Annotated in this window: 15 protein-coding genes and 2 pseudogenes; 8 read left to right on the forward strand and 9 right to left on the reverse strand. The window is 64.8% G+C overall.

Annotated features, from left to right (window positions below; all coding sequences use genetic code 11):
* Positions 1-75 precede the first annotated feature (75 nt).
* The 3 genes from AC0L17_RS28450 to AC0L17_RS28460 form a co-directional block, all read right to left on the reverse strand.
* Entirely contained in the window at positions 76-1,332 is a 1,257-nt protein-coding gene (locus tag AC0L17_RS28450) for a CCA tRNA nucleotidyltransferase (RefSeq protein WP_473518213.1), read from the reverse strand.
* 8 nt (positions 1,333-1,340) lie between these two features.
* Complete coding sequence (locus tag AC0L17_RS28455) at positions 1,341-1,973, reverse strand: CoA pyrophosphatase (protein WP_091598462.1); 633 nt, start codon at positions 1,971-1,973, stop codon at positions 1,341-1,343.
* A gap of 93 nt (positions 1,974-2,066) precedes the next feature.
* Complete coding sequence (locus AC0L17_RS28460; RefSeq protein ID WP_473518254.1) at positions 2,067-2,696, reverse strand: DUF1285 domain-containing protein; 630 nt, start codon at positions 2,694-2,696, stop codon at positions 2,067-2,069.
* Positions 2,697-2,842: 146 nt separating this feature from the next.
* Here AC0L17_RS28460 and AC0L17_RS28465 point away from each other — a divergent pair, with 146 nt between their 5' ends.
* Genes AC0L17_RS28465 through AC0L17_RS28480 form a run of 4 tightly spaced genes read left to right on the forward strand, consistent with a single transcriptional unit; the run spans position 2,843 to position 9,674 of the window.
* Complete coding sequence (locus tag AC0L17_RS28465) at positions 2,843-3,847, forward strand: AAA family ATPase (RefSeq protein ID WP_473518214.1); 1,005 nt, start codon at positions 2,843-2,845, stop codon at positions 3,845-3,847.
* Positions 3,847-4,761 carry a DUF58 domain-containing protein gene (locus AC0L17_RS28470; protein ID WP_023799950.1) on the forward strand — a complete coding sequence of 305 codons (915 nt, stop codon included), beginning with the start codon at positions 3,847-3,849 and terminating at the stop codon, positions 4,759-4,761. Before AC0L17_RS28465 ends, AC0L17_RS28470 begins: the two co-directional genes overlap by 1 nt.
* On the forward strand, positions 4,758-7,583 hold the full coding sequence (locus tag AC0L17_RS28475) for a DUF4159 domain-containing protein (protein ID WP_473518215.1): 2,826 nt from the start codon (positions 4,758-4,760) through the stop codon (positions 7,581-7,583). Before AC0L17_RS28470 ends, AC0L17_RS28475 begins: the two co-directional genes overlap by 4 nt.
* A gap of 3 nt (positions 7,584-7,586) precedes the next feature.
* On the forward strand, positions 7,587-9,674 hold the full coding sequence (locus tag AC0L17_RS28480; protein ID WP_473518216.1) for a hypothetical protein: 2,088 nt from the start codon (positions 7,587-7,589) through the stop codon (positions 9,672-9,674).
* A 200-nt stretch (positions 9,675-9,874) separates the two neighbouring features.
* Here AC0L17_RS28480 and clpS (AC0L17_RS28485) read toward each other — a convergent pair.
* The 6 genes and pseudogenes from clpS (AC0L17_RS28485) to AC0L17_RS28510 all read right to left on the reverse strand — a co-directional run.
* Positions 9,875-9,991 (reverse strand): annotated as a pseudogene (clpS, locus tag AC0L17_RS28485) (ATP-dependent Clp protease adaptor ClpS); the annotation flags it as partial.
* Positions 9,992-9,994: 3 nt separating this feature from the next.
* A pseudogene (locus AC0L17_RS28490) lies at positions 9,995-10,641 on the reverse strand (VOC family protein).
* A gap of 196 nt (positions 10,642-10,837) precedes the next feature.
* Positions 10,838-11,143 (reverse strand): ATP-dependent Clp protease adapter ClpS, encoded by a 306-nt coding sequence (gene clpS / locus AC0L17_RS28495; RefSeq protein WP_027151022.1) that lies wholly within the window; start codon positions 11,141-11,143, stop codon positions 10,838-10,840.
* A 199-nt stretch (positions 11,144-11,342) separates the two neighbouring features.
* Positions 11,343-12,524, reverse strand: a complete 1,182-nt coding sequence (choV, locus tag AC0L17_RS28500; RefSeq protein ID WP_287220108.1) for a choline ABC transporter ATP-binding protein — start codon at positions 12,522-12,524, stop codon at positions 11,343-11,345.
* Complete coding sequence (gene choW / locus AC0L17_RS28505; protein ID WP_023799956.1) at positions 12,521-13,375, reverse strand: choline ABC transporter permease subunit; 855 nt, start codon at positions 13,373-13,375, stop codon at positions 12,521-12,523. The genes choV and choW overlap by 4 nt, the downstream gene beginning before the upstream one ends.
* Positions 13,376-13,536: 161 nt before the next feature.
* Entirely contained in the window at positions 13,537-14,484 is a 948-nt protein-coding gene (locus tag AC0L17_RS28510; RefSeq protein WP_473518217.1) for a choline ABC transporter substrate-binding protein, read from the reverse strand.
* A 236-nt stretch (positions 14,485-14,720) separates the two neighbouring features.
* Between AC0L17_RS28510 and AC0L17_RS28515 the strand changes: the two genes are divergently transcribed.
* From AC0L17_RS28515 to AC0L17_RS28530, 4 genes are all read left to right on the forward strand, one after another.
* Positions 14,721-15,332: a thymidine kinase gene (locus AC0L17_RS28515; RefSeq protein WP_023799958.1), complete on the forward strand. Its 612-nt coding sequence runs from the start codon at positions 14,721-14,723 to the stop codon at positions 15,330-15,332.
* Between the two features lie 221 nt (positions 15,333-15,553).
* The gene (locus AC0L17_RS28520) at positions 15,554-16,642 is read left to right on the forward strand and encodes a hypothetical protein (RefSeq protein WP_128186578.1); all 1,089 of its coding nucleotides are present in this window, start codon (positions 15,554-15,556) and stop codon (positions 16,640-16,642) included.
* Positions 16,643-16,671: 29 nt separating this feature from the next.
* Positions 16,672-17,817, forward strand: coding sequence for a hypothetical protein (locus tag AC0L17_RS28525; RefSeq protein ID WP_473518218.1), 1,146 nt, complete (start codon positions 16,672-16,674; stop codon positions 17,815-17,817).
* Between the two features lie 24 nt (positions 17,818-17,841).
* Positions 17,842-19,752, forward strand: coding sequence for an AAA family ATPase (locus AC0L17_RS28530; protein ID WP_473518219.1), 1,911 nt, complete (start codon positions 17,842-17,844; stop codon positions 19,750-19,752).
* Positions 19,753-19,933 lie beyond the last annotated feature (181 nt).

Here is a 19,933-nt window from a genome sequence, read left to right on the forward strand (position 1 = left end):
GCCGTCCACATATGAGCACCGGAAGCGCAGAAAACGCCATCAGATGGCCGCCAGAGTAGAGTTTCCAAACGGTCTCTAACTTTCGAGTGCTTCTGCGGCGCGCTCGAGAAGTGCGCCGCGATCCAGCGCAAAGCCGGACTCGATCCACTCGTTTTCGAGGTTCTTCAGGGCTGCGCCGAGTTTCGGCCCGGGCGACGCGCCAAGCCTCGTCAGATCGGCGCCCTTGAGCGGAAAGCCGGGCTTTTTCCATTTTTCGGCAAAGGCCAGCAGCCGCGAAAAGCCGCCAGCTTCGAGCAGCGCGTCGTTGTCCTCGACGGCGCGGGCTCGAGCGGAAGCGAGCGACAGCCGCAAGCGATCGACAAGGCCCTGACGATCGCCGCGATAGAGCCGTTTTGCGAGTTCCGCTTCGGTCGTCTTCGGCCCGACGGGCGCTGTCAGCGCCCACTGCCTGAGGCGACCGGCGTCGCTGACGGAGAACCTCAACCGCTCGGCGAGCGTCTTCATCCGCGCTGCGTCCGGCGGCACGATCGCTTCCAGCCTGAGCAGCGGGTCCGGCGTCCAGCCGAGATCCTTCTCCGCCCTGGTCAGCGCATGGATCGCATCGATGCCCCATTTCTCGCTCTCCGGCAGAACGCTGGTGAGCACGCCCGACTGGCGCATCCACAGCAGGGCGCGCGATGGATCGGGGGCCGACAGCAGCTTCTTCAGTTCGGACCAGACGCGCTCGACCGAGAGTTGGCCAAGCCCCTCCTTGAGCCGGGCGCAAGCCTTCAGCCCTTCGGCATCCGGCCGGCCGTCGCCATACCAGGCGAAGAAGCGGAAAAAGCGCAGGATGCGCAGATAATCCTCGCGGATGCGCGCCTCCGGATCGCCGATGAAGCGCAGCCGGCGCGCCTCGATATCGGCAATGCCGCCGACCAGGTCGACGATCGTGCCGTCGGCCTCGGCATAGAGCGCGTTGATGGTGAAATCGCGCCGTTCCGCATCGGCCTTCCAGTCGCGCCCGAACAACACTTTTGCCCGCCGTCCGTCGGTCTCGATGTCGGCGCGCAGCGTGGTCACCTCGAACGGCTTGCCGCCGGCGACAATGGTGACGGTGCCGTGCTCGATGCCGGTCGGCACGGCCTTGAAACCCGCCGCCTCGGCGCGGCGGATGGTCTCGTCAGGCACGGTCGTGGTGGCGATATCGACGTCGGCAACCGGCTGGCCGATGAGCGCATTGCGCACCGCACCGCCGGCGACGCGCGCCTCCTCGCCGCCATCCGCGAGCGCCGCAAGCAGCCGCTGCAAATACCGTTCCCCGAGCCAGTCGGCTTTGCCCGCGAGCGACATCCGGCCGCTCACGTATAGAGCCTTTCATAGAGCGTGCGGATGATGCCCGCGGTGACGCCCCAGATGTGTTGTCCGTCATAGGGCATTTCGTAGAAGACCCATTCGAGATCGTTCCACATGCGGCTGTCGCGGCCGTGGTTGGCCGGGTCCATCAGAAAGCGCAGCGGCACTTCGAAGGCGGCGTCGACCTCCTCGGAATTCAGCGTCAGTGAAAAATCCGGCCGCACTATTCCCAGCACCGGGGCGATCCGGTAGCCGCTGCCGGAGACGTAATCGGGCATGCGGCCGATGATCTCGACCCGATCCTGGCCAAGCCCGATCTCCTCGAATGTCTCGCGCAATGCCGCCGCCTCCGGGCTCGGGTCGGTAGGATCGATCGTGCCTCCGGGAAAGGCCACCTGCCCCGAATGGTTGCGCAGCTTTTCCGCCCGCTTGGTCAGCAGAAGCGTTGCGTCGCGCCCGTGATCGACCACCGGGATCAGCACGGCGGCATCGCGCAGCGCCTTTGCGAGCTTCAAACGCGGATGTCCCGGGTTGAAGCGATGGTCACCATAGTCGTCGGCGGCATGCGCCAGCGGCTGCGCCGCGACGCGGGCGCGAAAATCCTCAGCCGAAAACGGCGCCGGCGTCACTTGGTCCATAGTGTCACCTGGTCCATCGCGTCACCTGGTCCATCATGCCCCGGTTCATTTGGCCCTGGTCCATTTGGCCCCGGTCCATTTGGCGTCGCCCTCTCATGCGCTCAGCCGCTGCAGCTTTTCCGCCGGCATGATCGGATAGACCGCACCCTTCGAGCGGACGGCAAACATCCTTCGGCCGCCGACCTCGATCTCCTCGCCATGCTCGACCAATTCATACATGACCGGCCGCGCCAGCAGCGCCTCAAGCCGTCCGCGCACCAGCACATAGGGTTTCAGGCCGCCGGTTGCCTCCTCGTCGACAAAGCGCAGCGGATGCTCCGGCCCGGCCTCGACCACATCGCCGACATTGGTACGAAAGGTGATGACCTGGCCATCGCCGGTGCCGCAAACGTCCATCTCGACGGCGATGAACGGCGCATCGACGACGCGGATGCCGACCCTTTCCACCGGCGTCACCAGGTAGGTCCTGCCGTCTTCGTCCTTGCGCAGCACGGAGGAAAACAGCTGCACCAGCGGCATGCGGCCGATCGGCGTGCCCTGGTAGAACCAGGTGCCGTCCTGCCGGATCTCCATGTCGAGATCGCCGCAAAAGGCCGGATTCCAACGATCCACCGGCGCCGGCCCTTTGCCCGCGCGGGCGGCACGCGAGATCAGCGCCTCCAGTCCGCGCGCCTCGGTCGCTGCCGTCAAACTTCCTTCACGATCGTCGGCGCGTTCTGTCATGGTCACGAAATAGTCACTGTTGTTCCGCTTGTCAGCCTAAGTCAGTGATTTAAGTTCAAAGACGGGCGCCACGCGAGGCCGAATCGCGGCACTCTGTGGCGTCGAAGCTGCAAGCCGGTATTTCCAACGAGAAGGATCGATGCTGCATGAGCGTGATGATCAAGGAAAGCCCGATCAGCGAAGAGGACATGATCGCCCTGGCCGAGACGGCGCTGGCCGACATTTCCAGGGTTCGCGAGGGCGTCGGCCGCGTCATCTTCGGCCAGGAAAGCGTCGTCGAACGCACGCTGGTGGCGCTGCTCGCAGGCGGCCATGCGCTGCTGGTCGGCGTGCCCGGCCTCGCCAAGACCAAGCTGGTCGAGACGCTGGGCATCGTGCTCGGCCTCGATTCCCGCCGCATCCAGTTCACGCCCGACCTGATGCCGTCCGATATTCTCGGCTCCGAGGTGATGGAGCAGGACGAATTCGGCAAGCGCTCGTTCCGCTTCATCTCCGGGCCGATCTTCGCGCAACTGCTGATGGCCGACGAGATCAACCGCGCCTCGCCGCGCACCCAGTCGGCGCTGCTGCAGGCGATGCAGGAATACCACGTCACCATTGCCGGTGTCCGCCATGACCTGCCGGCGCCCTTCCACGTGCTGGCGACGCAGAACCCGCTGGAGCAGGAGGGCACCTATCCGCTGCCCGAGGCGCAGCTTGACCGTTTCCTGATGCAGGTCGACATCCTCTATCCGGAAATCGAGGCGGAGCGCCGCATCCTCCTGGAGACCACCGGCATTGAGGACGCCAAGGCGCAGAACGTGCTGCAGCCGGCGCGGCTGAGGGAGATCCAGACCCTCATTCGCCGCATGCCGGTGCCGGAAAGCGTCGTCGAGGCGATCCTTCAACTGGTGCGCTCGGCGCGCCCCGGCCAGGGCAATGCCGAGACCGACAAGCACGTCGCCTGGGGCCCGGGCCCGCGCGCCAGCCAGTCGCTGACACTGTGCGCCCGCGCCCGCGCCCTTTATGACGGACGGCTGGCGCCGTCGATCGACGACATCAGAGCGCTGGCCGAGCCGGTGCTGCAGCACCGCATGGCGCTGACCTTTGCCGCCCGTGCCGAGGGCACGACCGTGCGCGACGTGGTGGCGAAACTGGCAAAAGGCATCTGATGGCGCGTATAGGCGAGGCCCAGGCACCGGCGGCGACGCGTGACGCGCTCGCCCGCGGCCGGTTGCGGGCTTCGCTGGTGCCGGACCTGCTGGTCGAGGCGCGTCGCATCGTCAACACGGTGATCGCCGGCTGGCACGGCCGCCGCAAGCGCGGCATCGGCGAGAATTTCTGGCAGTTCCGGCCCTATGTCGAGGGCGACTCCTCGCGCATCGACTGGCGCCGCTCGGCCCGCGACGACCACATCTATGTTCGAGACCGCGAATGGGAGGCCGCCCATACGGTGTGGCTGTGGGCAGATCCCTCGCCTTCCATGCTCTACAAATCGACCGGCGCCACCGTCTCGAAGGAGTCCCGCGCGCTGGTGCTGGCGCTGGCCATGGCCGAGCTTCTGTCGCGCAGCGGCGAGCGTATCGCCTGGCCCGGGCTGACCGATCCGTTCACCGCCCGCAACGGCGCCGAGCGGATCGCAGCACAACTCAGCCATGCCGGCGAATTGCCGGCAAAGCCCGACCTGTCCGCCATCCGCCGCTTCTGCGACATCGTCATCGTCAGCGACTTCCTCGATCCGGTCGAGGACACCATCGCCTGGCTTGACGTGCTCGCCCGCCACGGCGTGCGTGCCCATCTGATCGAGGTCGCCGACCCGGCCGAGGAGAGATTCCCCTATGCCGGCCGCACCGAATTCACCGATCCCGAGACCGGCGACAAGCTGACCGCGGGCCGCGCCGAAACGCTGGGCGACGACTACCGACTGCTTTACATTGCCCGCCGCCAGGAACTGACCGACTGGTGCAAGCGCCTCGGCTGGAGCTTTACCGTCAACCACACCGACCGCCTCGCCTCCGATGCGCTGGTGCGTGTCCACATGGCGATGACCGTCGATGGCAGCTCAGCCGGGAGGATCCGCGCATGACCTGGCTGCCGCTCTCCTTCGGGGCGCCGATGGTGCTGTGGGGCCTTCTGGCCCTGCCGGTGATCTGGTGGCTTTTGCGGTTCACCCCGCCCAAGCCGCAGACTGAAGTCTTCCCGCCGCTGAAGATCCTGGCCCGCGTGCTGAAGCGCGAGGAGACGCCGCAACAGAGCCCGTGGTGGCTGACGCTGCTCAGGCTGCTGATGGCGGCCCTTATCGTTGCGGCGCTGGCCGAACCTGTCTTCAACCCGCGTGAAAGACTGCCGGCCGAGGGCACCGCTCTTGCGCTGGTCATCGACAATGACTGGGCAAGTGCCGCCGACTGGGGCCAGCGCGTCGCCACTGCCGAACGGCTGATCACCGATGCCAGCTCCAACGACGTGCCTGTCATCATCGCCTTCACCGCCGAAAAACCGAATGCCGAGATCGGCCCGTTCGACGCCCCCACCGCGCTCGACCGGCTGCGCGCGGCAAAGCCGCGGCCGATCCCGACCGACCGCCCGGCCGTCTATGCCCGCGTCGCGGCAACCCTGGAGAGCTTGCCGGGCGCCAGCGTCGCCGTGCTCGCCGACGGTCTGGCGGCGGAAGGCGACGAGGCCGCCTTCAACACGCTTCTGTCGAAGAACGCCGCCCGTGTCGTCTGGGCCGCCTCCGACCGGCCTGGCCTGATCGGCCTGACTGGCGCCGACAACCAGGTGGACGGCTTCGAGCTGACCGCCATCCGCGCGCCGGGCGATCCGGCGCCGGCTCAGGTGACCGCCGGCGCCTTCGACGACAAGGGCCGCCGCATCGCCGACGCCACGCTGACCTTCTCGCCGGGCGAATCCACCGCCACCGGCACGATGGCGGTGCCGTTCGAGCTGCGCAACGACTTCGCCTCGATCACGCTCGACGGTCAGCGGCAGGCCGGCGCCGTCCGCGTGCTCGACGAGAGTTCCAAGCGCCGCCGCGTCGGACTGCTGTCGCAGGCCGAAGCCGACCAGGCGCAGCCGCTTCTGTCGCCGCTGTACTACATCCGCCGCGCGCTGCAGCCCTTCGCCGATCTGGCCGAGCCGTCGAGCGCCGACCTTGCCGACGCCATCCCGCAGCTCCTCGACCAGAAGCCGGCGATGATCGTCATGGCCGATGTCGGCACCATTCCGCAGCCGGTGCGGCAAAGGCTGGTCGACTGGGTCGACAATGGCGGCACGCTGGTGCGATTCGCCGGCTCGCGGCTGGTCGCTGCCGGCAATGACGACGACCTGCTGCCGGTCAGGCTGCGCACCGGCGAGCGCTCGCTCGGCGGCGCGCTGTCGTGGACGACGCCGCAGCCGGTCACCGATTTTCCGAAGACCGGCCCCTTCGCCGATCTCGCTCCGCCGGCCGAGGTCACCGTCACCAGGCAGGTGCTGGCCGAGCCGACGCCCGATATCGTCGAGCGCAGCTGGGCCACGCTTGCCGACGGCACGCCGCTGGTGACCGGTATGAAGAAGGGCAAAGGCACGCTCGTCCTGTTCCATGTCACGCCGGAGGCGACCTGGTCGAACCTGCCGATCTCCGGCAGCTTCGTCGAGATGCTGCGCCGCATCGTGCAACTGTCGCGCAACCAGGGCGCGGCGGTCGCCAATGCCGAAGCCGCCGCCGCCTCACTGGCGCCCTACCGCATGATATCAGCCGATGGCACGCTGGTGCCGCCGACGCCGGATGCACGGCCGCTGGTGCCGGGTGCCGGCCCGCTGCCGGTGACGTTCGAGAATCCGCCCGGCCTGTATGGCTCCGACACCGGCGTCATCGCTCACAATCTGCTCAATGCCGAAAGCCGCTTGGCGCCGCTGGTCCGTCCTCAGATCACCGTGCCGGTCACCACCGTCCAGTACGCTTTCGACGAATCGCACAATTTGAAGGGCCCGCTGGTGGCGGCAGCTCTCCTGCTGATGGTCCTTGATACGCTGGCGGTGTTCTGGATGGGCGGTCTGTTATCGCGCCGGCCGCGCCGCGCCGGCACGGCCGCCGCAACCACCGCTGCCCTGCTGATTGCGCTCGGCGCCCTGGTCGGCCACACCGACATCGCCCGCGCCGACGATGCCAAACCCGGTGATGAGCGGGCGATCGAGGACATTTCGAAAACCCGGATCGGCTATGTGCAGACCGGCGACCGGAGCGTCGATTCGATCAGCCAGGCCGGGCTGGAGGGCCTGACCCGCTTCCTGATCGAGAAGACCGCGCTCGAGCCGGGGGCGCCGGCCAGCGTCGATATCTCGAAGGACCAGCTTGCCTTCTATCCGCTGATCTATTGGCCGATCGATCCTGCCGCGCCGATGCCGAGCCAGGCCGCGATCGCCCGCGTCGACGGCTATATGCAGCAGGGCGGCACGGTGCTGTTCGACACGCGCGACCAGTTCGCCACCGGCATCGGCGCGGAGCAGGCCAGCCCGGCGACGGAGCGGCTGCGCGACATCCTCGGCAACCTCAACGTGCCGGCGCTGGAGCCGGTGCCGTCGGACCATGTGCTGACCAAATCCTTCTACATCCTGCCTGAGTTTCCCGGACGCTTCGCCGGTGGCCCGCTCTGGGTCGCGGCGTCGCTCGAAGCCAGCAACACCGAGAACCGCCCGGTACGCACCGGCGACGGCGTCTCGCCGATCATGATCACCGCCAATGATTTCGCCGGCGCCTGGGCGGTCGACGAGAATGGCGACCCGCTTTTGCCGACCGTGCCGTCGGATCCGATGCAGCGCATTTATGCGCTGCGCGCCGGCGTCAACATCATGATGTACATGCTGACCGGCAACTACAAATCCGATCAGGTGCATGTGCCGGTGCTGCTCGAACGGCTGGGGCAGTAAGCCATGAACTTGTCGCTCGCCTTCGAACCGCTCATCTCCTGGCCGCTGCTCGGCCTGGTGCTGGCGCCGCTGTTGCTGCTGGCATTGGTCGGCCTGTGGTTCCGCCAGCGCGGCGCGGTGTTCCGTTTTGCCGCCCTGCTGGCGCTGACTGCGGCCCTGCTCAACCCGGTGTTGCTCGACGAAGAGCGCGAGGCGCTGAAAAGCGTCGTCGCCGTCGTCGTCGACCGCAGCCAGAGCCAGGACATTGGCGAGCGCACCAGGCAGACCGACGAGGCGCTGGCCGGGCTTCAGCAGCGCCTCGGCCGCTTCAAGCAGTTCGACGTCCGCGTCGTCGAGGCCGGCAAGTCGGAAGCCGCCGAGGAGCGCACCGAAACGCGGCTTTTCGGGGCGCTTGAGAGCGCTTTCCGCGACGTGCCGCCTTCGCGCATCGGCGGCGCCGTCATGATCACCGACGGCGAGGTGCATGACGCCCCGGGCGGCACGCCCGACTTCAACGCCCCGCTGCACGCGCTGATCACCGGCAACGACCAGGAAAAGGATCGCCGCATCCGCTTCGAGAATGCGCCGCGCTTCGGTCTGGTCGGCAAGCCGCTCGAAATGACCTATCGCGTCATCGGCACCAACAACGAGGCCGGCTCGGTCGATGTGCGCGTCTCGGTCAATGGCGAGCAGGTTTCGGTCGAGCGCGCCACCATCGGCCAGGCCATGCCGCTGCAGGTGACCATTCCCGGCGCCGGCCGCAACATCGTCGAGCTCGCCATCGATCCCGAGCCCGACGAACTCACCGACACCAACAACCGCGCCATCGCGCTGATCGATGGCATCCGCGAGAATTTGCGCGTGCTGCTGGTCTCCGGCGAACCGCATGCCGGCGAACGCACCTGGCGCAACCTTCTGAAATCCGACGCCTCGGTCGATCTGGTCCACTTCACCATTCTGCGGCCGCCGGAAAAGCAGGATGGCACGCCGATCAACGAATTGTCGCTGATCGCCTTCCCGACGCGCGAACTGTTCGTCGAGAAGATCAAGGATTTCGACCTGATCATCTTCGACCGCTACCAGCACCGCGACGTGCTGCCGGTCCTCTATTACGACTACATCGCCGAATATGTCGAAAAGGGCGGCGCGCTGCTGATCGCGGCAGGACCCGAATATGCCGGCGAAAGTTCCATCGCCCGCACGCCTTTGATGTCGGCGCTGCCGGCGATGCCGACCGGCGAAGTCGTTGAAAAGGCCTTTTATCCGCGCCTTACCGAGCTCGGCCAGCGCCATCCGGTGACGCGCGGGCTTGACGGCTCCGCCACCGAGCCGCCGCACTGGAGCCGCTGGTTCCGCACCATCGGCGTCGAGAACCCCGGGGGCGAGGCGGTGATGAAGGGCGCCGACAACCGACCGCTGCTGCTGCTCGACCGCAAGGGTGAGGGCCGCGTCGGCATGTTTTTATCCGACCAGGGCTGGTTGTGGGCGCGCGGCTTCGAGGGCGGCGGCCCGCATGTCCAGCTCTATCGCCGCATCGCCCACTGGCTGATGAAGGAGCCCGAACTCGAGGAGGAGCGGCTGACTGCCGACGGCCGCGGCATGATGCTGGAAATCCGCCGCCAGACGATGAGCGACGATCCCGGCCCGGCGCAGATCATCACCCCGTCCGGCAAGGCGATGACCGTGAAGCTCGAGAGAGCCGAACCCGGCGTCTTCCTGGGCAGCATCGAGACGAGCGAGATCGGCCTCTATCAGGTCGGCAATGGCGACCTGAAAGCGCTTGCCCATGTCGGCCCGGTCAACGCACCGGAATTCACCGACGTCGTCTCAACCGAGAACCGGCTGAGAGCCCCGGCCGAGGCCACCGGCGGCAGCGTGCGCCGGCTGGCGCAATCGTCGACCCTTGGCAATCTCGCCGGCGGCGTGACGCTGCCGTCGGTCGTCCCGGTCCGCCCCACGGGCGCGGCGGCCGGCAACGACTGGATCGGCCTGCGCACCACCGACGACAGCGTGCTGAAGGCCGTCTCGCGCGTGCCGCTGTTCGGCGGGTTCCTCGGCCTCGGCCTGCTGCTTCTGGCATTGGGCTCGATGTGGTACCGCGAGGGGCGGTAGCGACGCCGACTTTCCTTCTCCCCTTGTGGGAGAAGGTGGCCGAGCGAAGCTCGGTCGGATGAGGGGTGCTCCAACTTGACGCAAACTCTCGTATACATCGGCAAAATCACCAACGCCTCACTCCGTCCAGCACCCCTCAACCGTCTTGGCGCTGCGCGCCAATCCACCTTCTCCCACAGGGGGAGAAGGGGAAGCGGGCGCTACTCCTCCGGTTCCGTCGTGAACATCAGCGGGTAGCCCTTGGCCTTGCCGGCATCGGTCGCCCGAGTCGCCTTGGTCTCGGCGACGTCCCTTGTGAAGACGGCGACGACGCAGACGGCTCAGTCGCCCGGGCCAGCAAACAAAATGAGATTTCCGTCTGGATCCATAACAATGAAGTTTCTGGCACCCCAGGGTTCTTTCCTGAGGACTTGGTGAAAGGGCACCCCTGCGGCCTGAAAATTCAGAAAGAGCTGTTTAATCTCGTCTGCAGTATCGACTGTGATCCCGGCGGAGAGCAGGTGTTCACGTTGCCGTATATCGCCAACGAACACAGGTTCGCAAATCAACCTCAGCGCGAGTTGCGCATTGTCACGTGTCACCTGTCCGTAAAATGCCGGGTCGCCGTAAACAAAGTCGACTCCGAAGCCGAGCTTGGTGGTGAAGAATTCGAACGACGCTTTGATGTCGGTGACGAACAACTGCGCTGAGGTTGAACTCAGAACGGGTGCAGGCACGGTCTGTTTTTTCTGATCTGTCATGGCTGGGGCTCCTGTCTTGAGCGCCTGCCATCCCTAGAACCCCGATTGACGCCGATCAGTTCCTGCGCGTCGCTGAGCTTGAAATTGGCTTTCAGTACCTGATTGTCATCGAGATGCTGGAAGCGTGGCAACGCAGCCCTGATCTCGGCTGCGACCGGATAGTACCGTTCGCGGTGCCACCGCAAATATTGCTTGGCCTGCTTTTTGAGGTTTTCGAGATTCGGCATGGGCGCAACTGTGGTGACAGTATAGGCGGGCATTGCCCTTTCGACGTTACACCGATGCGCCCTACGCAGCGCTGCGAACGTGCCTCGGCGATGAGCAGTTGTCAATCACCGCACTCCGTCCAATACCCTCAACCGTCTTGGCGCTGCGCGCCAATCCACCTTCTCCCGCAGCAAGGGGAGGAGGGGGAAGCCGGCACTACTCCTCCGGTTCCGTCGTGAACATCAGCGGGTAGCCCTTGGCCTTGCCGGCATCGGTCGCCCGTGTCGCCTTGGTCTCGGCGACGTCCCTGGTGAAGACGGCGACGACGCAGACGCCGCGCTGGTGCGCGGTGATCATCACCCGCCGCGCCTGGTCCTCGCTCAGCTTGAATTCGCCCTTGAGCACCGTCACCACGAACTCGCGCGGCGTGAAATCGTCATTGAGGAGGATGACTTTGTAGAGTTTCGGGCGTTCGATCTTCGGCCGCGTCTTGGTGCGGGGTTTTGTGACGATCTCAGGCATCGGAACCGGCAACTGTGCGCAAGAAATTCGCTTTTATTCTGATATTCTGACATGGACGAAAGCGATCGTCCATTTTGAACCGCCCGCAAACCGCCTTCCCGGCGGGCGCGGCCATTCACAAGCCCGTGCCTATATGGGACCGCCGCCAAGCCAGCGCAGACCGCGAAGAAACGATACGGACCGTTCCGTTTAGAAACAACTATCGCCGCAATACCGCGCTCAGCACGTCCCTGATGCCGATGGCGCCGACGAAGCGCGACTGGTCGTCGAACAGCGCCACCGGTGCGGTCTGCGAGCGGTGCATGGCCAGCATCACCGTCTTCAGCGAGGTGCCGGGATTGGCCCAGAATACCTGCGTCGTCTCCTCCGGCTGCGCCTCGACATCGGCGCACGACACCCAGAACGCCGGCTTGCCGTCGCGCTCGGCCGCCGCCACCAGCCCGTGCTCGTCGATCTTGAAACGCGTCGTCTTGCGGCGATCGAGCCACACCCAGCCGTCCTCGCCGTGGTCGAGATCACGGCGGTCGCGCATCACGTTCCAAGCGGTCAGCACCGAGAGCGGATTCACATTGGCGATGAAGTCGCGGACATAGTCGTTGGCGGGGCGCAGCACGATGTCTTCCGGCGCCCCGGTCTGCACGATACGACCGCCTTCCATGATGGTGATGTGGCTGCCGATCTTCAGCGCCTCCTCGAGATCGTGGCTGACGAAGACGATGGTCTTCTTCAGCTCGGCCTGAAGCTGCAGCAATTCGTCCTGCAGCTTGGTCCGGATCAGCGGGTCGAGCGCCGAGAACGGCTCGTCCATCAGCAGGATCGGCGCTTCGGTGGCAAACGCGCGCGCCAGCCCGACGCGCTGCTGCATGCCGCCGGAAAGCTCGTGGGCGTATTTCGACGCCCACTGGTCGAGTCCGACGAGCTTCAACTGGCGCTCGACGCGCGCCTTGCGCTCGGCTTCGGGCACGCCGGAAAGCTCGAGCCCAAAGCCGACATTTTCCGCGACGGTGCGCCAGGGCAGAAGGCCGAACTGCTGAAACACCATGGCGACCCGCGTCTGTCTGATGTGGCGCAGCGTGGCGGCGTCGCAGGCCGCGACATCGACCATGCGGTCGCCGTCCTTGACCATGACGTTGCCGCGCGCCGGCACGTTGAGCAGGTTGACGGCGCGTAGCAGCGTCGATTTGCCGGAGCCGGAGAGGCCCATCAGGACGGAAATCTCGCCCTCGTTGACGGTCAAATTGGCACCGGCGCAGCCGAGCACGGCGCCGGTCTTCTCCAAAATTTCCTGACGCGTTGCGCCCCTGTCGACGAGCGCCAGCGCTTCCTTGCGCGCCGCGCCGAAGACGATGTCGACATTCTTGAAATCGACCGCAGCGCTCATTTGGCGGCTCCCGTGCCGATGCGGCTGATGCGGTCGAGGATGATGGCGAGCACGACGATGGCGAGGCCGGCTTCGAGGCCGAGCGGGATGTTGACCGAGTTCAGCGCGCGCACCACCGGCTTGCCCAAGCCGTTGGCGCCGATGAGCGCAGCGATCACGACCATGGAGAGGCAAAGCATGATGCACTGCGTCAGGCCCGCCATGATGGTCGGCAGCGCCGCCGGCAGCTCGACTTTCCACAGCAGCTGGCGTTTTGTCGCGCCGAAGGCTTCGCCGGCCTCGATCATCGGTTTCGGCACCGAGGTGATGCCGAGATGCGTCAGGCGGATCGGCGCGGGAGCCGCGAAGATGACGGTGACGATGAGGCCGGGTGCGATGCCGAGGCCGAACAGAATGAGCACCGGGATCAGGTAGACGAAGGTCGGCATGGTCTGCATCAGGTCGAGGACCGGCTGGAGATAGCGATAGCCGCGCTCGTTATGCGCCGCCCAGATGCCGATCGGCACGCCGATGGCCATCGAGGCCGCAGCGGCGCCCACGACCAACACCAGTGTCTCGACGGTTTCCTGCCAGAGATCCTGGTTGACGATGAAGAGCAGGCCGAGCGCGACAGCAAGCGCCAGCTTCCATGATTTCTGCAGGTACCAGGCAAGCCCGGCTATGGCGGCGACCAGGAGGACCGGGGGGACGAGCAGCAAAAGATCGACGAGCCCGTCGAGAACGACGGTTAGCCCGTCGGCGATACTGTCGAAAAACCACTCGAAATTGGTGGTCAGAAAGTCGAAGAAGGTCTTGCCCCACCGCCCGATCGGGATCTTGAAGCTCGAAATCAGTTGCGAAACCGGATCCATGGCAAATGTCCCCTCATTCTTCTTCACCTCTCCCCTGACGGAGTGGGCCGAACCGCGCAGCCGAGCCGGGTGGGATGGTCACGGTTATGCTCCGTTCCGAACCATCCCAACCGCGGCGCGTGCCGCGCCGAACCTCCCCACACGGGGGAGGTGTAAGTTTGCTACGAACCCAGTGCGGTTTTCACCGCGGCCGCGCCGTCGCCGCCGTCGAAGGTCGTCACGCCGGCGAGCCATGGCGTCATCGCGTCCGGATTGGCCTTGAGCCATTCGGTGGCCGCGGCTTTCGGGTCGGCGCCGTCATTGAGGATCGCACCCATGATCTCGTTTTCCATCTTGAGCGAGAACACCATGTTCTTGAGCAGCGCGCCGACGTTCGGGCATTCGGTGGTGTAGCCGGCCCGGACATTGGTGGCGACGGTCGCGCCGCCGAAATTCGGGCCGAACACCTCGTCGCCACCCGACAGATAGGCCATCTTGATGTTGGCGTTCATCGGATGCGGCTCCCAGCCGAGGAAGACCACGTCTTCGCCCGATGCGGCCGCTTTCTGCACCGCCGACAGCATGCCGGCCTCGGAGCTTTCGACAAGCTCGAAATCCTTCAGGCCGAACTTGTCGGCGGCGATCATGTCGAGGATCAGGCGGTTGCCGTCATTGCCGGCTTCGATGCCGTAAATCTTGCCGTCGAGCTTGTCCTTGAATTTGGCGATATCGGCGAAATCCTTCAGACCGGCATCATAGGTGTGCTGTGGAACGGCGAGCGTATATTTCGCGCCTTCCAGGTTGGTCACGACCGTCTCGACCGACTTGTCTTCGAGATAGGGTTTTATGTCGGCTTCCATGGTCGGCATCCAATTGCCAAGGAAGACGTCGACGTCCTTGTTCTTCAGCGAGGTGTAGGTGACCGGAACCGACAGCACCTGCACGTCGGGCTCGTAGCCGAGCGCTTCGAGGATGACGCTTGCGGTAGCGGTGGTGGCGGTGATGTCGGTCCAGCCGACATCGGCAAAACGCACCGGCTTGCAGCTTTCCGGCTCGGCGGCGAGTGCACCGCTCGCCGAAAGAAATGCCGCCAGACCGAGGCCGGCGGCGAGTAGTTTCATACGCGACATCTGTATTCTCCCATTGTGATCTGTCGGCGAAGCGAAATTGCGGTTTTGTCTCCGCCTTGTTTCGTCAGCCAAACACCATTCTGGTGCGGTTTCAAGCGATAAGACAATCGCGATCAACGGCGCGGGCTGGCCGACCAGCGACAGATTCGCCGCTTTTCCGGTGGCCAGGCGCTTTTCCGGTGGAACGTCGGGACGCCCCCTCCCCGCGTTGGGACAACTCGGCTTAAAGAGGCGGCATGGCCAAGCTGTACTTCCACTATGCGACGATGAATGCCGGCAAGACGACGATGCTGCTGCAGGCCTCCTACAATTACCGCGAGCGCGGCATGACGACGATGCTGTTCGTCGCCGGCCACTACCGCAAGGGCGACACCGGGCTGATCTCGTCGCGCATCGGCCTGGAGACGGAGGCTGAGATGTTCCGCGACGGCGACGACCTGTTCGCCAGGGTCGCCGAGCATCACGACCACACGACCGTGCATTGCGTCTTCGTCGACGAGGCGCAGTTCCTCGAAGAGGAGCAGGCGTGGCAGCTTGCCCGCATCGCCGACCGGCTGGACATCCCGGTGATGTGCTACGGCCTGCGCACGGATTTCCAGGGCAAGCTGTTTTCCGGCTCGCGCGCGCTCCTGGCGATAGCAGACGATCTGCGCGAGGTGCGCACCATCTGCCGCTGCGGCCGCAAGGCGACGATGGTCGTGCGCCTCGGCGCGGACGGCAAGGTGGCGAGACAGGGCGAACAGGTGGCGATCGGCAAGGATGTTTATGTCTCGCTCTGCCGCCGCCATTGGGAAGAAGAAATGGGCCGCGCCGCGCCCGACGATTTCATCGGCTTCACCAAGGCCTGAGCAGCGCCGTCGGCGACGCTGCCGATCTCTCCTCTTGCGGGCCCTTGCGGGGGAGATCGGGTGCGCTTCGGCTTTTCTCCAATCACCAGCGGTGGAAGACAGGCCGATGGGGTCGGGTTTTGTTTGAGTTATCGCGGCATCTTCCGCCTTTCCTTCCCCCCTTGCCATACATATATTCGCGGCGTTCGCGACACGAACAATTGCCGAAGCGGGAGGCTCCTATGGCGACATTGCAGAATTTCGATGCCGAAATTGCCAAGACCAATCAGGTCGTGCAGGACATGCGCACCAAGATCGAGCAGTCCGGCGCCGTGCTCGACACGCTTGCCAAGACCGACAGGAAGATCGGCGACGCCAATTTCGACCTCGAGAACGCCCGCATCGAGGATGTGCTGAAGCAGCAGAAGGTGATGGAAGGCAACATCGCCGACCTGATCATCGGGCTGGAGGACGCCACCAACGTCTTCGGCGCCGAATTCGAGAGCATGAAGAACTACACCGGCTGGGAAAGCTTCGTCGGCATATTTTCCGACCAGAGCAAGCAACGCATGCGCACCGACCGCGTCCGCAACATGTCGCTGGCCGGCAATCTGCAGGAGCTTTTGGCGAAATCCGACACCATCGTCGGCATCCTCAAGGCGCAGAAGCAGATCCTCGATCAGCGTTACAAGACCTCCGAGGCCAGCCTGTCGCAGGTGATCGAGCGTCGCAAGGCGACCATGTCGAATCTCGAGACCGTGCAGAAGCGCATCGAGGAGCTCAATCCGATGCTGCTCGACATCGAGAACAAGATCGCCGCCTCGACCAGCCAGAAGGAGCGCACCGAGCTTGAGGGCGAGCGTTCGAAACTGGCCACCGAGTACAACGAGAAACAGGCCAAGGAGCAGGAACTGCTGGCCGAAAGCCAGACGCTGGAGCGCTACACCTCGATGTTCCAGACCTTCGTCGATTCGCTCAACAACCAGATCGCGGCCCAGTCGACGCTGATCAACAAGCTGACCATCGATACCGAGCAGCGCATCGTGCTCTACAAGGCCCTGGAAGATTCGCTGAAGACCGCCGCCCAGCAGGACGTCGCCCACAAGATCAACACGCTGGGCAGCCAGGTCGACAACACCGCCGAGGAAACCATGGCCGGCATCGGCGCGGCCTCGCAGAAGCACATTGGCGATCTCCTCGAAATGCACGAGAAGAACATGGTGGCGACCGCCGACATCCAGCGCCGCAAGAAGCTGGCCGACGATGCCTTTGCCCGCCGCTTCGACGACGTGCTGAAAAAGCACAATGCGGCAAACTACGTGCAGTCGTAATTGCTGCATATCTCCCAAGGGCTGGCTGCATGACCCCCGAAAACGAAGCGGCAACGCGTTATTTCTCGGCGATCACCGCGGCACTCAGCGGCCTCGAAGTGTTCATGCGCGACGATCGCTCGCCGCTCTACCGGCACGGCATCGTCGCCAAGATCGTCGCCGAATACATTGCGCGGCTCGACAACTCGTTTTCCTGCTGGCGCAACCGGCTGGGCTTCATGGAGACATTCCGCATCTCGCGCGCCGAAAGCGGCTTTCCGGTCTTCCAGAACGTGCTCGAACTTGAAAACGACCGCCGCCAGGCCGATACGCGTCTCGCCAACATACCGCTGGCCGACGAGTTGCGCGAGGAAATGGCCGACTTCATCCTGCGCCACAAGGAATTCCCCGAGGCGCTGCAGAAGTCGATGGCCGAGCGGCTCTATCTGGAAGGCGTCAGGAGCGAGACGACCTTCGGGCCGTTCACCTTGGCGCAGACGGCAAAAGTCTCGGTCAATCCGAAGACCAAGCGGCCTTACTACCTCGCCCATTGGGCAGCCTTCGACGGCAGCGCCAACCTGCCGCTGGTCTACATGGTGACGGTCGAGGATTCCTCCGAAGAGATGATCGGGCAGCTTGTCGACCGCAATGGCAAGCTCAACGAAAAGGTCGACATTCCGCTTCCGGTTGAAGGACTGCTCAATCCCGAGCTTGCCCACCGCTTCGACGACTTCACCGAGAAGAACTCCGCCTATACGCTGTCGCCGGCTACGATCGCGGTCAACCTCGACAAGGATTTCGAGCAACTCCACCCCAAGCAGCTGCGCCGCGTCGTGCTCGGGCCTTTCTATTCGGCCGGGATCACCGACAACAATTCGACGGTGACCGACATTCTGGACAAGGTGCGCAAGCCGGAAAACGCCTGGCTGCTGACCTGGACCATCCAGGAGGTTTATTCGAAATCCGAAAAGCCAGGTCGCAAGGGGTTGTTTTCGAGCGAGAAGGCGACGCAGGAATTCTTCATCGACACCGACGATCTGGAGGCGGCGCGACAAGGCGTGTCGAGCTACGAGAAGCACGCGCTGATCCCGCATGAGGCCTATCAGGCGCTCTACGCCGCCGGCGAGGCGCAGAAGATCTTTTCCGGCTACAAGGTCCACATCCTGTCCAAAGGACAGGTCATCAGTGACGTCTGACAGTCAAACCGCGGAGCATCCTTCATGGACACCGGCCTGACCACGATTTCGGAAGCGGCAATCGAAAAGCACCGCGCCACCGCGCAGAGCTTCATCACCCGCATCGTCGTGCTGGAGGACCCGTCGCGGGAATCCGGTACCGCACTGGCCGGCACCAACCGCCGCTTCGTCTCGACCGTCTCGGTCGGCTCGGTGCGCCGCACGCGCGAGGTCGAGTTTTCCAAGACCGTCGCCGCCGTCCATCCCGACGACCAGCTGCTGAGCATTGCACAGCACATGCTGCTTTATCGCACCCGGCGCGGGCTGGCGATCGCGCTGGCCATCGCCGATGTCTTCGCCGAGGGCTCAGATCTCGAGAGCCTGAAGGCGAAAAACGCCCGCGCGCCGCTCGAAGGCGACGAGGCCGCCGCCTTCAAGAAGCTGCTGTCGGCCTCGGCCTATATTTCGGCCTTCAGCCTCGCCTCCTATCTGTTCCAGCTGATCGACAGCGATGGCGAGGCGCCGAACGACACGCCCGAGCCGGACTTTTTGTTCGACACGCCGCAGGACGCGGTGAAATCGATCGTGGCCGGCCTCGACAGGGCGATAGCAGGCGCGAAGGACGACGCCGAGCTGATGACCCGGGCGCGCGCCTTCGCCCGTGTCGTCATCGACGGACTTTTGGCGCGAAAGGGCCGCTTCGACGGCATTGGTCCGTTTGAGAATGCGCATATCCGCATCGACGTCGACGACTTCACCCTCGACGGCTTCGACGTCGCGCCGGGCAAGCGGTCGAAGCCGCTGGTGATGACCTTCAAGAAGCCGGAAGAGGTCGTCGGCAACCACATCGCCAAATACCAGTCGGTCAAGCTCGCCAAGATGCTGATGGCATACGATTTCGAGCGCGAGTTGAACCCGTTCGTCGAGCTCGGCGGCTTCCTGTTCACCTTCATCGGCGACGGCGCGCCCGGCACCGGCAAGACGACGCTGATCCAGATGATCGCCGGTCTCGTCAACGGCTACTGCCAGGTCGCCGGCTATCCCTTCGCCTACGAGAATTTCGGCGTCGACCAGATCTCCTCCTATCAGGGCAAGTCGGGCCAGAACTGCCGCCAGTTCATCAACAATGTGCTGAACCCGCGCGTCATCGGCTTCGGCACCATCGACGATATCGACCAGGTGGCGGCCCGCCGCTCCGACGATCGCGCCTCGGCCGGCCAGCAGGAAATCACCGGCGTCCTGATGGACGCATTCGGGGGTGCGGCCACGGTGGTGCGCGGCAACTGCTCCTTCGGCATGTTCTCCAACTATCCCGAAAACGTCGACGACGCGCTGCGCCAGCGCGCCGGCGCCCGCTGGCTGGTCGATGGGCCCCAAACGCGCGACGACTATATCGACATCTTCGTGCTGCTCGCCGGCAAGAACCACAAGATCCCGCTCGGCGACCACAAGCTCTATGCCGCCCAAGAAATCCAGCGCGCGGTGATGGAGGCCTATGAAGAGCACGAGAAGCCCAGGGAAGACGGGCTGATGAAGGTCTATGAGCGCTACATGAAGGAGAACGGCGCGCCGAAGTCGATGGCCGACATCGGCACCTATCTGCACATGATCAAGGAGGCCGAGCCGCGCTTCACCGGCCGCGCCATCAAGAACGTCACCGATGCGATCAAGATGCGCGCCATGGACATCGAGTTGCCGGATGAATGGTTCGAGAAGCCGGAAGTCTTCATGCACAGGAGCTACGACGACAAGAAAGCGATGATCGAGGAACTGCGCGGCCCGTTCTCGATGGACATGGTCATGCAGGAGGTCAACCGCTACGCCGACTCGGAGTTCCGCTATTCCGACAAGTCAGACGACGCCGCAGTGACCAAGATGATCCGCGACACCCGCCTGCGCGACCGCGCGGTCCGTGAGATCGAGGAGCTGAAGAAGAAGGGCCTGTGGAATGCGTGAGACGCGCCGACGCTCCCTTCTCCCCTTGTGGGGTCCGAAGGACGGGGCGAGACCGGTGGCTCGCCCCCGGGCGGTGGGGGGGGGGGGGGGCCGGGGCGGGGGGGGGGGGGGGGGGAGGACACCACCAAACCACCCCCCCCACCGCGCCGCCCCCCCCCACCAAACCAGGCCCGGCGAAACC

It is taken from the genome of Mesorhizobium sp. WSM4829 (assembly GCF_055811475.1).